The 13,284-nt window shown below is 64.6% G+C and carries 12 protein-coding genes; 3 read left to right on the top strand and 9 right to left on the bottom strand.

Annotated elements, in window-relative coordinates; all coding sequences use genetic code 11:
- The first annotated feature begins 4 nt into the window (after positions 1-4).
- Positions 5-1,543, top strand: coding sequence for a DUF1302 domain-containing protein (locus DIC66_RS14910; RefSeq protein ID WP_117178593.1), 1,539 nt, complete (start codon positions 5-7; stop codon positions 1,541-1,543).
- A gap of 156 nt (positions 1,544-1,699) precedes the next feature.
- Here DIC66_RS14910 and DIC66_RS14915 read toward each other — a convergent pair whose 3' ends face one another.
- The 4 genes from DIC66_RS14915 to DIC66_RS14930 all read right to left on the bottom strand — a co-directional run bounded on the left by DIC66_RS14915 (position 1,700) and on the right by DIC66_RS14930 (position 5,953).
- The gene (locus tag DIC66_RS14915; RefSeq protein WP_233505942.1) at positions 1,700-1,987 is read right to left on the bottom strand and encodes a TIGR03643 family protein; all 288 of its coding nucleotides are present in this window, start codon (positions 1,985-1,987) and stop codon (positions 1,700-1,702) included.
- A gap of 146 nt (positions 1,988-2,133) precedes the next feature.
- Positions 2,134-2,595, bottom strand: coding sequence for a nuclear transport factor 2 family protein (locus tag DIC66_RS14920; RefSeq protein WP_117178595.1), 462 nt, complete (start codon positions 2,593-2,595; stop codon positions 2,134-2,136).
- Complete coding sequence (locus DIC66_RS14925; RefSeq protein ID WP_117178597.1) at positions 2,592-4,946, bottom strand: efflux RND transporter permease subunit; 2,355 nt, start codon at positions 4,944-4,946, stop codon at positions 2,592-2,594. The genes DIC66_RS14920 and DIC66_RS14925 overlap by 4 nt, the downstream gene beginning before the upstream one ends.
- A complete protein-coding gene (locus DIC66_RS14930) occupies positions 4,943-5,953 on the bottom strand; it encodes a WD40/YVTN/BNR-like repeat-containing protein (RefSeq protein ID WP_233505943.1) in 1,011 nt (336 codons plus the stop codon). Before DIC66_RS14930 ends, DIC66_RS14925 begins: the two co-directional genes overlap by 4 nt.
- A 199-nt stretch (positions 5,954-6,152) precedes the next feature.
- Between DIC66_RS14930 and DIC66_RS14935 the strand changes: the two genes are divergently transcribed.
- Positions 6,153-7,373, top strand: coding sequence for a thiolase family protein (locus DIC66_RS14935; RefSeq protein WP_117178602.1), 1,221 nt, complete (start codon positions 6,153-6,155; stop codon positions 7,371-7,373).
- Positions 7,370-8,323 carry a bifunctional OB-fold nucleic acid binding domain-containing protein/MaoC family dehydratase gene (locus DIC66_RS14940; RefSeq protein WP_117178604.1) on the top strand — a complete coding sequence of 318 codons (954 nt, stop codon included), beginning with the start codon at positions 7,370-7,372 and terminating at the stop codon, positions 8,321-8,323. Before DIC66_RS14935 ends, DIC66_RS14940 begins: the two co-directional genes overlap by 4 nt.
- Before the next feature lie 84 nt (positions 8,324-8,407).
- Here the strand turns inward: DIC66_RS14940 and dmpG are convergent, their stop codons facing one another.
- The 5 genes from dmpG to DIC66_RS14965 are packed head-to-tail and all read right to left on the bottom strand — an operon-like array spanning position 8,408 to position 13,074.
- Complete coding sequence (gene dmpG / locus DIC66_RS14945) at positions 8,408-9,445, bottom strand: 4-hydroxy-2-oxovalerate aldolase (protein WP_117178606.1); 1,038 nt, start codon at positions 9,443-9,445, stop codon at positions 8,408-8,410.
- A gap of 13 nt (positions 9,446-9,458) precedes the next feature.
- Positions 9,459-10,397, bottom strand: a complete 939-nt coding sequence (locus tag DIC66_RS14950) for an acetaldehyde dehydrogenase (acetylating) (RefSeq protein ID WP_117178608.1) — start codon at positions 10,395-10,397, stop codon at positions 9,459-9,461.
- Positions 10,398-10,410: 13 nt separating this feature from the next.
- Positions 10,411-11,214 carry a fumarylacetoacetate hydrolase family protein gene (locus DIC66_RS14955; protein ID WP_117178610.1) on the bottom strand — a complete coding sequence of 268 codons (804 nt, stop codon included), beginning with the start codon at positions 11,212-11,214 and terminating at the stop codon, positions 10,411-10,413.
- Positions 11,215-11,221: 7 nt separating this feature from the next.
- Positions 11,222-12,061 (bottom strand): alpha/beta fold hydrolase, encoded by an 840-nt coding sequence (locus DIC66_RS14960; RefSeq protein ID WP_117178612.1) that lies wholly within the window; start codon positions 12,059-12,061, stop codon positions 11,222-11,224.
- A gap of 32 nt (positions 12,062-12,093) precedes the next feature.
- Positions 12,094-13,074, bottom strand: a complete 981-nt coding sequence (locus tag DIC66_RS14965; RefSeq protein ID WP_117178614.1) for a flavin reductase — start codon at positions 13,072-13,074, stop codon at positions 12,094-12,096.
- Positions 13,075-13,284 lie beyond the last annotated feature (210 nt).

Raw genomic sequence — 13,284 nt, forward strand, 5'->3', positions numbered from 1 at the left:
TTCCATGAAACACATCAACAAACTGTCGTCGGTAGCACTCGCCGTTTTGGCCCTGTCTGCTGCAGGTATTGCACAGGCCGGTGAAACCGTCGAGCTGGGCAATGACATGAAGCTCGATTGGCGCATCACGACGTCTTACACCGCATCGCAGCGCATGAAGAGTGCGGACCCGCTGTTGTCTGCGAACGCGGCAGGTAACGATGGCGACAACAACTTTGCCAATGGTTCGATGACGGCCAACCGGCTGTCGGCTTTGTTTGACGGCAAGCTGACCAAGGGAGATTCCGGCCTGGTGCTGTCCGGCAGCACTTTCTATGACGATGTCTACCATCACACCAATGACAATCAAAAGGGTGCCTTCAGTGTGAGCAAGCCGCCGCCGTTCAATGAATTCACTGAAGAGGCGCAGCACGACCATGGTGGTTACAGCCGCATCCTGGATGCCTATGGCTACACCTCGTTTGATCTGGGCGATTCCAGCCGCGCCACCGTGCGTCTGGGTCGCCACGTGGTCAACTGGGGCGAGGCGGTGTACTTCCCGAATATCGCCATGGCCCAGGGGCCGTTTGATGGCACCAAGACCGGTGTGCCCGGAACGGAAATCAAGGACTCGGTGTTGCCGGAAGACCAGCTCTCTGCTTCGCTGGAGGTGAATCCAAGTTGGACCGTCATGGCCCATGCACAATTTGGCTTCCACCCAACGATTGCACCGGCACCCGGATCGTTCATGAGCACCTCGGATGGTGTGGGCTCAGGCGGCACCTGTCTGGGTGTCTACCAAAGCCCAACGGTCCCCTGTCGTGGTCTCTCGCGCGCAGCGGACATCACGCCAGGCGATTCCGGACAATGGGGTATTGGTACCCGATTCCGAGTCACAGAGGTTACCGAGGTGGGTCTGTACTACCTCAATAGCCGGGACCGCAGCCCCTTGCCGCTCATCAATGCCACCGCCGGCAAATACAGCATCAGCTACATGGACAATGTGAAGCTCACCGGCGCCACGGTCAGCACGGTATTGGGTTCGGTAGCCGCCTACGGCGAGTTGACTTACCGTCAGGGCGCACCGATTCTGGTGGGTGCCCTGGCTACCCCGACACCGGCGGACATGACACAGGTGAATATTGGTGCCTTTGCCAATATTGGCCGCTCGCCGATTGCCGACTCGATGCAGCTGCTGGGTGAAATCTCGTCGGTGCAATACAGCAACTACAAGGTTTCCGCCAGCGGCCTGAACTTCAAGACCGACAACGGTTTGGCGTTTTCGGGAACCCTGGTGCTGGGCTACCCGGGCGTGATGGAAGGTTGGGACCTCACGATCCCCATCAACTACTCGCAGCAGATCAGCGGCCGTACCCTGGCCGGTGGCGTGGGTGGTGAAGGCGACACGCGTTACAGCGTGGGCGCAGTGTTCACCTACAAGGGCAATCTGTCGCTTAGCGCCACTTATCTGGGCTATTCGGGTGATGCGTCCACCGCCGCCATAACCAACCGCCTGGTGACCGACCGTGACCAGTTGTCCCTGGTGGCGAAGTACGCCTTCTAAAGCGTTACAGCGTTAGTGCAAAAAGGCCCGGTGGTACCGGGCCTTTTTGCGTTGCGCGCCCGTGCCGGGCGCCCACCTGCGGGTGCAAGTCCCGCCATATGCTGGCTCCAGCGTGTGCAGTGAAGCGCAACTGCATGCGGGTGATCAAGGCGGGTATCAACAATTGGCCCGTCGATGATTCGCAACCAAGCGGTCGTCGAATTTCATATTCGGACTTCTCATAGCCCGATGCTTGGTCGTGCGGCCTTTCATGCGCTTGCGCCACATACGAAATGAACGGGGCTGCAGCGCGTGTCGCATGAGGCGAATGACATCCGCCTCTGACCATCCCGTGCGCTCCTGGATGGTCTCAAAGGCAGTACGGTCTTCCCAGGCCATCTGAATGATGGCCGAAAGATCACCTTCTGAAAGGCTTGCAAGGCGTTGAGAGAATTTGGCCTCCACGGCGATGCTCCAGGACGTGACGACGACTCTGCAATTCCACCGGATGTGCAATTACGCTGGCAGTGTGCCTCAAAACACCCATTCCCCGGAGCCCACCGTGTCAGAGACCGCTCGATCAATCACCGTGTGGGTTCGCGTGAGCCCCTTTAGCGCAACACGTCGCGGCTGCCGAACTCCAGCGCAATCACCATGCTGCGGTGGGCGATGCGCCAGCCGCGCTCGGTGTGCACCCAGCGGTCGTGGTATTCGCCCATGCACTCATAGGTCTGCTCAGCCAGGCTGCCTGCGCCGCGGTGGGATGCGCGCACGCTGATGCGGCTGCAAAGCGTGTCGCCCTGGTGGTCCACCAGCAGGTTGCCCAGCAGGTGCTGCGTGGGACCGCAGCCGCCCAGATTGCGCTGCAGCATGCGCAGGATGGCGGCACGGTCGGCCAGGGGCCAGCCGCCGTAGTTGGCACTGGCGGCTTCGTCAAACACTTCGGAAATGGCCGCCCAGTCGCGTGTGTCGCAGAGCTGGGCATAGCGCACCAGCACCTGATGCAGCGCGCGCTCGGTGCGCCATGCCTGCAGCGGCAAGTCCGCGGCCTTTTGTTCTTGTGGATGCGTCATGGCAGCCTCCTGACACCCACGTTGAGCCAGCAGGCCATGGCCGGCAGCAGGAAGATGGCGCCCAGCACATTGACCAGAAACATGAAGGCCAGCAGGATGCCCATATCGGCCTGGAACTTCAGGGCCGAGAAGGCCCAGGTGCCCACGCCAATAGCCATAGTGAAGGCGGTAAACACGGCGGCCGTGCCGCGCTGGCGCAGGGCCTCGTAGAAGGCCTCGCGCAGCGTGGCGCCGCGGTCCTCGATCTCGTGCTGCAGCCGCTCGAACAGGTAAATGCCGTAGTCCACGCCCACGCCCACGCCCAGCGCAATCACCGGCAGGGTGGCCACCTTCAGGCCAATGCCCAGGGCCGCCATCAGCGCGTTGCACAGGATGGACACCAGGGCCAGCGGCACGATGATGCACAGCACCGCGCGCCAACTGCGAAAGGTCAGCCAGCACAGGAGCGTGATGGCACCAAAGATGGCTGCCAGCATCTGTACCTCAGCCTGCTCAACGGCCTCGTTGGTGGCGGCGGCCACACCGGCATTGCCACCGGCCAGACGGTACTTCAGGTTGGGCGTCTTGTCGGCCTCTATGAACTTGCGCACCTCGCCCACCACATGCTTGAGCGTGGCGCCCTCGTGGTCTTTGAGGAAGAGCTGCAGGTGCAGCACCTTGCAGCCGTCGGTGTTGAGGCCGAGCTCGGGGTTGGCCGCCTTGGCGCCGGTGCGCAGGGCGGCTTCGGTGCGCTGCAGGGCGGCCCAGCGCGGGTTGCCTTCGTTGTTGCCGGCGGCTGCCAGCTTGGCAATGCCGGCCACCGTGGCCACCGAGCGCACACCGTCCACGCCGCGCATGGTCTGGTCGAAGCGTTCGATGGAGTTCATCACCGGCCAGTTCAGGCAGGCTTCGTCCAGGTTGCTGGTCTCGGCATACACCGACAGCACGTCCATGCCGATGGAGTAGTCGCGGATGATGCTGGCGTTGTCCAGGTTGTAGCGCGACTCGGCGCGCAGCTCGGGCGCACCCGCGCCAATGTCGCCGGTCAGCAGGTGGCGCGACATGACTGTGCCGCCCACCATCAGGACCACGGACACGGCCAGTGTGACCAGCGCCGGCTTGGGTTCAACCAGAGCCGACACGCGCCACCAGTGCGGATGGCGCTGCGCGTGCTGGTTGACGTCCATCTGCGGCAAGGTCGATGGCCGCACATAGGACAGCGACACCGGCAGCACCACCTTGTTGGTCAGCACCATCAGCAGCACACCCAGGCAGGCGGTCACGCCCAGCTCGTGCACGATGGGGATGTCAATCATCATGATCACCATGAAGCCCAGTGCATTGGTCAGCAGTGCCACCGTGCCGGGCACGGCCAGACGGCGAAAGGCGTTGCGGGCCGCATTGCTGGGGCTCTCACCACAATGCACCTCGTACTTCCAGGCATTGGTCATCTGCACTGCGTGCGACACACCGATGGAGAAAATCAAAAATGGCACCAGAATCGACATCGGGTCTATGCCGTAGCCAGCCAGGGGCAGCAGCCCCAGCAGCCAGATCACCGGCAGCATGGCCACCGACAGCGCCAGCACCGTCAGGCTGCGCGCGCGCGAGTAGGCCCACAGCAGCAGCGCGGTGATGACAAAGGCAATCACGAAGAAGCCCATGACGATGATCAGGCCCTCCATCACATCGCCCACCACCTTGGCAAAGCCGACGATGTGGATCTCGATGCGCGGGTCATTGAACTTGCCGCGTATGGCTTCGAGCTTTTGCGCCACGTCGTGGTAGTCCAGGCGCTTGCCGGTTTGCGGGTCCACCTCCAGCAGGTCGGCGCGCACCAGGGCGGACTTCAGGTCATTGCCCACCAGGCGGCCGATCTGGCCGGACTTGGCCACGTTCGAGCGCACCTGGGCCAGGCCCTGCGCGTCCGGGGTGAAGCGCGAGGGGATGATCACCTCGCCCACAAAGCCGTCTTCGGTAATTTCGATGTAGCGCACGTTGGGCGTGAACAGCGAATACACCTGGCCGCGGTTCACGCCCGGGGTGAAGAACACCTCGTCGTTGACGCCGCGCAGGGCTTTGAGAAAGTCTTCGTTGTAGATGTCGCCCTCGCCCTTCCACTTCACGCTCACCAGCACCCGGTTGGCCCCGGAGAAGGTGGTGGCGTGCTGCAAGAAGGCTGCCATGTATTCGTGGCGCATGGGGATGAGCTTGTTGAAGCCCGCGTCCAGGTGCGTGCGCATGGCAGAGGCGCCCAGCAGCACGGTGATCAGGGCCGTGAGGATCACTACCGTTTTGCGCCAGGCAATCAGGGTCTGCGCCATCTGCGCAATCAGGCGCTGCGCGCCAGAGGTGGGTTCGGTCAGGCTCATGGCTTGGCTCCGGTGTCGGCTGGGGGTTGGGCGCTCTGGGCCTGTGGCAGGGCCTGCAGGCCCGCGTCGCTGGTGATCCAGCCGCTGCCGTCTGCAGCCACCTGGATATCGGTCAGGGTGGCACGCCCCTTGGCCCGGCTGATGCCAAAGCTGTTGCCACCGTCCGTGCTGGTGGCGATCAGGCTGCCCTGGCCCACCAGCAGCAGCCGGCCATCGGGCAGCACGGCATGGTTGAAGAAGGACGTGGGCACCGGCAGCGTGGAGCGGCTCCAGGAGCCTTGCGCACCCTGGCTCACAAAGGCGTTGCCGCGCATGCCGTAGGCCAGCCAGTTGCCATCGGGCAGGGCGGCGGCGTTGTAGAGGGAGCCCTTGTAGAAAGGCTCCACGGCGGCCCAGTGCTCGCCGCCATCATCCGAGCGCAGCACCAGGCCGCGCTCGCCCACGATCAGCCAATGCCGGCCGTCAGCCGAGCCGACCACGCGGTTCATGTGCTTGTCATCGAGCGCGTCGCCGGTCTTGGGCAGCACCAGGCGCTGCCAGCTGTTGCCGGCATCATCCGAGCGCAGTGCGCGGCCAAAGGCGCCCACCACAATCCAGGACCCCGAGGGCAGCCGACCCACGCCCATCAGGGGTTCGCCGTTCTGCTCGTCAAACGCCACTTCCTCCCAGCTCAGGCCGCCGTCGGTGGTGCGCAGGATCCAGCCTTCGTGGCCCACAGCCATGCCTGTCAGTCCATCGCCGGCAAAGCTGATCTGGTTGATCAGCGCCTGGCGCTGCACCGGCATAGCCGCGCGCTGCCAGTCCCGGCCCTGGTTGGTGGAATACAGCACCGTACCCAACTCGCCAGCCGTCACCAGGCCGGCCTTGGAGCGGGCAATGGTGTTGAGGTGCAACTTCTCCACCGCCAAACGGGTTACGGCCAGTGCAGGCGTCTCCCTGGGGGCAAAGGCTTGGACGGCCGCTGCGGCCATCAATGCGGCCATGATCAGGCCAACGGGGGTTCTCACGCTGTAGTCTCCTATCGGGTCGCCCGGTCAAACGCCAGGGCTGCTGTGGGCCGCATTGTCACCTTCCACCACCCCCCGTCATCGTCCGAAGGGACGACGGTACAAAAAAGGGGCAAGCCGCATGCATAGTCCTGGCGGACGATGATGCACGCAGGGCGCCTTGTCACAATCGCCGCATTGCTCAATACCGAGGGTTCGCATGGGTCTTCAAGGAAAGTCGGCGCTGGTTGGCGCCGCACAGTACAAGCCGGAAAAATACGCCACCGCGCCGCGCATGTTTCACCTGGAACAGGTGGCCGATCTGGCCACCCAGGCGCTGGATGATGCGGGCCTGTCGCTGTCCGATGTGGACGGCCTGATCACCGTGGGCCCGCAGTTCCATGAGGCCGGCATGTTCGTGCCGGCCATGGCCGGCGAATACCTGGGCGTACCCCTGAACTATGCCGAGGTGGTGGACCTGGGGGGCGCAAGCTCCGTGGGCATGGTCTGGCGTGCCGCCGCCGCCATTGAGCTGGGGCTGTGCGACACCGTGGTGTGCGTGATCCCCTCGCGCATGGCGCCCACCGCAGCGCACGATGACCACGCCGCCGAGGTCATGCGCGCCAGCCGCTTTGGCGGCCACAGCACGCGCTTTGGCGCACCCGAGGCCGAGCTCGATCTGCCCTATGGCCACATGGCGCAAAACACCGGCTACGCCATGATTGCCCAGCGCTATGCCGCGCTGCACGGCTACGATGCAGCCGCCTTGGCGCGCATCTGCGTGGACCAGCGCTTCAACGCCTGCCACAACCCCCAGGCCATGTTCTACGGCCAGCCCCTCACGGTGGACGATGTGCTGGCCTCGCGCATGGTGGCAGAGCCGCTGCGCATGTTGGAGATCGTGATGCCGGTGGCTGGCGGCGGCGCCATGGTGCTCACCCGCGCCGACAAGGCACGGGGCTGCCGCCACCGCGGCGTGCAGGTCATTGGCTGCGGCGAGCATGTGCAAAGCAAGTCGCCCACCTATGCCAAGGACATGCTGGCCACCCCGATTGGCCCGGCCTCGCGCAAGGCCTTTGCCATGGCGGGCCTTACGCCCGCCGATATGCACATGGCGCAGATATACGACTGCTACACCATCACCGTCATGCTGACGCTGGAAGACGCGGGCTTTTGCGCCAAGGGCGAGGGCATGCGCTTTTTGCGCGAGCACGATTTCACCTTCAAGGGCAACTTCCCGATGAACACCCACGGCGGACAACTCAGCTTTGGCCAGACCGGCAGCTCCGGCGGCATGACGCAGGTCATCGAGGCCATGCACCAGATCCAGGGCCGCGCGGGCGTGCGCCAACTGGCACGCCACGACCTGGCCTATGTGTCGGGCACGGGCGGTGTGATGAGCGAGCAGGGCGCCCTGATCCTGCAAGGAGCCGCAGCATGAGCTGGAACAAACCCCTGCCCCACGCAACCCCCATATCGGCCCCCTACTGGGAAGGCCTCAAGGCCCACGAGGTGCGGCTGCAGCAGTGCGAAGACCACGGCCACTGGCTGTTCTTCCCGCGCAGCCACTGCCCGACCTGCGGCTCGCGCCGGCTGGCCTGGCGCCAGGTGTCGGGCCTGGGCACGCTCTACACCTTTACCGTGGCGCGCGTACCCACACTGCCCGAGTTCAGCGACGAAATGCCGCAGCTGCTGGCCGTGGTGGAGCTGGACGAAGGCGTGCACATCAACACCACGCTGGTGGGTGTGGACCCGGCCCAACTGGCGGTGGGCATGCGCCTGCGCCCGGTGTTTGACGAGCGCCCCGGTGTGGCCACGCTCTTGCGCTACACCCCGGTGGACTCGGCGCACCCGGATGTGATGACCGACGCCACAGCGGATGTGCAGGCGCCCGCCGCAGAGCCCGCACCGCAAGCCGTGGCAAGCAAACGCCAGATCGGCCACAAGGACCTCGAGGCCCTGCGCGGCCTGGTGTCCGAGCAGTATTCCGGCTGGTCCAACGCGGTGCAGGTCACGCAGGACATGATCAACCAGTTTGCCGCACTCTCGGGTGACGACTACTGGATCCACACCGACCCCGAGCGCGCCAAGCGCGACGGCCCCTTTGGCGGCACCATTGCGCACGGTGCGCTGGTGCAGGTGCTGGCCAGCCGCCTGGCCATGCCCATGGATTTTGAGGTGGTGGGCTTTGGTAACATCGTCAACTACGGCTCGGACCGCCTGCGCTTTCCCAGCCCCGTGCCAGCGGGCTGCCGCATCCACGGACGCTACCGCATCAAGTCGGTCGAAGCCGTCAAGAGTGGTACCCAGCTCACCATGGAGATCAACATCCATGTGGTCGGCCAGGACCGGCCCTCGGTCATCAACGATCTGGTGATGCTTTACATGTAATCAAGATACGCTGCAAAAAGGAAAAGGCCGCCCTGATTGAGGCGGCCTTTCTTATGGGGGTGTAATCCGTCGTATGGGCGTAGCTTAGCGCAGCAAGCCGCGCTCTTTGGCCATGGTCATGGCGGTGTCTTCGATCATGTCTTCCTGCCCGCCAATCATCTTCTTGCGGCCCAGCTCCACCAGGATGTCGCGCGAGGACACGCCAAAGCGTGCGGCGGCGCGCTTGGCGTGCAGCAGGAAGGTGGAGTACACACCAGCAAAGCCCAGCGTGAGCGAATCGCGGTCCACGCGCACCATGTGGTCCATCAGGGGCACCACCACATCCTCAGCCACGTCCATCAGCTTGAACAGGTCCACGCCGGTCTCAATGCCCAGACGCTCGCACACCGCCAGAAAGGCTTCCAGCGGCGTGTTGCCCGCACCGGCGCCCAGGCCTGCCACCGAGCCGTCGATGCGGCTGGCACCGGCCTCGATGGCGGCCACCGAATTCCACACGCCCAGGCCCAGGTTATGGTGGCCGTGGAAGCCGATTTCGGTCTCGGGTTTGAGCACGGCTTTGAGTGCGCTGACGCGCGCCGTCACATCAGCGGGCAGCATGTAGCCGGCCGAGTCGGTGATGTACACGGTTTGCGCGCCATAGCCCTCCATCAGCTTGCCCTGCTCGGCCAGGCCTTCGGGCGTGTTCAGGTGGGCCATCATCAAGAAGCCGGTGGTGTCCATGCCCAGTTTGCGCGCAAAGGCGATGTGCTGGGGCGAGGTGTCGGCCTCGGTGCAGTGCGTGGCCACGTGCACGCTGCGCGCGCCGCAGTCATAGGCGCTTTGCAGCTCGCGCATGGTGCCCAGGCCAGGGATCAGCAGCACCGATACCTTGGCCTGCTGCATCAGCGGGCACACCGCGCGCAAATAGTCTTCGTTGCTGGCCAGCGCAAAGCCGTGCTGCAGCGAGTTGCCGCCCAGGCCCGCGCCGTGCGTTACCTGGATCAGTGGCACGCCGGCGGCGTCCAGCGCGGTGGCCACGGTGACCATCTGTTCTACGGAAATCTGTTCGCGCTTGGCATGCATGCCGTCGCGCAGGCACATGTCGTGCAGCAGGACCTTGCGGCCTTTCAGGGTGCTTGTCATAGGGGTGCTTTCTTCAGGCGGCAATATCGGCCATAGCGGCCACAGTGGCCACGGGCTTGAGGGTGATGTGGCCGTCCAGGATTTCCTGGGCGAACATCTCGGCAGTGCGGCTGGCCGCCGCGGTCATGATGTCCAGGTTGCCGGCATAGGTGGGCAGGTAGTCACCCAGGCCTGCCACCTGCATGTAGACGGCCACGCGCTTGCCGTCAAACAGCGGGCCGTTGACCAGGGTGTAGCCGGGCACGTATTTCTGCACCTCGGCGATCATGGCGTGGATGGACGCGGTGATGCGCTCCTGGTCCGGCTCCTCATCGCACAGGCACTGGATGGTGTTGCGCATCATCATGGGCGGCTCGGCCGGGTTGATGATGCACAGGGCCTTGCCCTTGCGCGCGCCGCCCACTTTTTCGATGGCGTTGGACGTGGTGTAGGTGAATTCGTCGAGGTTGGCACGTGTGCCCGGGCCTATGGATTTGGAGGCCAGGCTGGCCACGATCTCGGCGTAGCCCACGCCCTGTATGCGGCTGACGGCGTGCACGATCGGTATCGTTGCCTGCCCCGCGCACGAGATCATGTTGACGTTCATCTCCCCGGCGTGTTCGCGCAGGTTCACCGGCGGCACGCACAGCGGGCCGATGGCCGCGGGGGTCAGGTCGATCATCAGCACGCCCAGCGCGTTGAGCTTGCGGCTGTTCTCGGCATGTACGTAAGCGCTGGTGGCGTCAAAGGCAATCTGGATGCCGTCGGCCAGCACATGGGGCAACAGGCCGTCCACGCCCTCGGCCGTGGTCTTGAGGCCCATGGCGCGGGCGCGCTCCAGGCCTTCGGAGCCGGGGTCAATACCCACCATCCAGACCGGCTCAAGCACCGGGCTGCGCTGGAGCTTGTAGATCAGGTCGGTGCCGATGTTGCCGGAGCCGATCAGGGCGCACTTGATTTTCTTGTGTGTCATAGGGGTTCTTGCCTTATTCAGTAAACGCGATGGAACAGCCGCCCAGGCCCTCGATCTGCAGGGTGAAGCGGTCGCCCGCCACGGCGCTCACCAGCGGTGCCAGCGAGCCCGAGAGAATGATTTCGCCAGCCTTGAACGGGATGCCGAAAGCCCCCAGGGTGTTGGCCAGCCAGGCCACGGCCTCGGCCGGGTGGCCTTGCACCGCAGAGCCCAGACCAGCGCCGGCCGGCACGCCGTTTTGCCACATCTGCATGGAGGCGCAAGCCAGGTCCAGGCTGCGCGGGTCGGTCTGCTGCGTGCCCAGCACGAAGACGCCGCAGGAGGCGTTGTCAGCCACCGTGTCCTGGATGCGGATCTTCCAGTCCTGCACGCGCGAATCCACAATTTCAAAGCAGGGCGCCACATAGGCAGTGGCGGCCAGCACGTCCTCGCGCGTGACGCCCGGGCCTTGCAGGTCGGCGCGCAGCACAAACGCGATTTCGCCCTCGGCGCGCGGCTGGATCAGCCCGGCTTGAGTGAGCGACACCGTGGCGCCATCAGCCATGTGCATGGTGTCGGTGAGGAAGCCAAAATCGGGCTGGTACACGCCCAGCATGTCCTGCACCGCCTTGGAGGTCACGCCGATCTTTTTGCCGATGACGCGTTCGCCCGAAGCCTCGCGCAGGCGCAGCATGTGCAGCGAGATGCGGTAGGCATCTTCTACCGTCAGGTCCGGGTGGCGGCTGGTCAGGGGTGTGACCGTGCTGCGCTGGCGCAGGGCCTGGAACAGCTCATCGCCCAGGGCAGCTATCCGTTCGTTTTGCGGGTCGTTATTCATATGCGGCTCAGCCATGCTGCAAGAAGTCGATGCAGCTGCGGTTGAACAGCTCCTGGTGTTCCACCTGCACCCAATGGCCGCAGCGGTTGAGCAGTTGCAGGCGCGCCTGCGGTGCGTTTTGCAGGATCTTCATGGCGCCGCCCACCGGGTTGAACTGGTCATTCACCCCCCAGAAGCCGTAGATGGGGCACTGCAGTTCGTGCAGGCGATCGGTCATGTTGGGCACCTTCATCACCGAGCGCGCCGCCTGGGTCTGCAGCGCGGCAATCGGTGCGCGCTCGGCAATGATGGCGTCGGTCAGCAGCGTGGGGTCAAACAGCTGCATGGTCATCACTGCGCGCATGGCCTCCGCCCCGGTTTTGCCGGACTTGTAGATGGCGAACATATTGGCAATGCCGGGCATGTCCAGGTAGGTCTGCAGGTCTTCCACACCGCCGGGCGCCATCAGGATCAGGCGGCTTACTTCCTGCGGGTAGGCCAGTGCGTAGCCCAGGGCCACCGCGCCACCCAGGGAGTTGCCCAGCAGCGTGATGTTCTTCAGGCCCAGGGCGTCCACCAGCCCCTTGACGCCGGCAACAAAGAAGTCCAGGTCATACATGGGGATGTCGGGCTTGCTTGAGAGGCCAAAGCCCAGCAGGTCGGGCACGATGCTGCGGTAGCCCGCCTGTGCAAACACGGGGTAGTTGCCCTTGAAGTTGCTGTAGCCGCTGGCGCCACCTCCGGCGCCGTGCAAAAAGATCACCACCTCGCCCTCGCCCTGGTCGTGGTAGTGGATGCGCTGTGCGGCGCCGGCCACCGGCGCAATGTCTGCAAAGTGGCCAATGGGGATGGGGGAGGGCTGTGTCATGGTGTGGTGGGGGTAGTGATAGGTTGGGTGGCTTACGAATCGGTGCGCGCAGTCCACAGCTTGGGCAGGCCGGGGTCGGTGATGGAGATCAGGCGCTTGAGCAGGTTGCGCAGCATGGCGGCTTCCATCTCGCCGAGCTGGTCGATCACATCGGCCTCCTCGGCCTTGGCAGCGGCCAGCACATGCAGGATGGCATCGCGCCCGCGGACGCTCAGGGCAAAGCTGTCGGCCTGGGGCTGCTCCAGCAGGCCGCGGTCACACAGGGCCTGCAGCAGCACCGGGCCCACATCAATGGCGGTGTAGGCCACATGGCCGGCAATGGCGCTGGACGACAGGGGTGCCTGCACGCTCAGCAGCGAGAGCACGAAGAAGTCCGCCTCGCTCAGGCCGCGCTCATTGAGCGTGCTGCGTATGCCGCCCACAAACTGGAAGTGCGAGCGGCCCAGCAAATAGCCCAGCAGGTCCTCGGAAAACAGCGCCGAGCCCGTGTCCGCACGCGGCTCGGTGGACACCGGTTCGGACTTGCGTGCCGCCAGCGCGTAGCCGCCGGTCACGTAGAGCAGGGGCGGGCGCTCGCTGCGGTCGTAGCCAATCACTTCGCCGACAAAGATGATGTGGTCCCCGCCCTCGTACTGGAACATGGTGCGGCACTGGAAGCGCGCGCTGCAGGCCTGCAGCAGGGGGGCCTGGCTGGGGCTGGGGTCGAGCTGCAGGCCGCTGAACTTGTCTTCGCCCGCGCGGGCGAACAGGTTGGACATGTCCACCTGGTCTTCGGCCAGGATGTGCACGTTCCAGTGTCCGGCGCTGGTAAAGCTGTCCAGGCTGCGCGCGCTCTTGGCCAGGCTCCACAGCACCAAGGGCGGCGAGATGGAGACCGAGTTGAAGCTGTTGGCGGTCACGCCCACCGGTGCGCCATCGGCCGCATGGGCGGTGACGATGGTGACACCGGTGGCAAACATGCCAAGGGCACGGCGGAAGTCTTTGGGGTCGAAGGTCTGGGGCGCGAGAGCCATGGAAGTCTCCTGTTGTGGCGCCAGTATCCAAGCGCTGCGCCGCCGTGAAATCCTCCAGAAGGACTAGGCGCCCATGGTGTCTGTGCTTAGTCCACTTGGACGATGAATGGATGGGTCTGTCAGTGGGACGATTGCAGCGTCGAACAGGCGTTTGCCTTGTCGCTTTATCAACCCACACGCGCCCCAGAGTCGCGGCCATTGGAGACTGGT

Source organism: Rhodoferax lacus, from assembly GCF_003415675.1.
Lineage (GTDB): Bacteria > Pseudomonadota > Gammaproteobacteria > Burkholderiales > Burkholderiaceae_C > Allorhodoferax > Allorhodoferax lacus.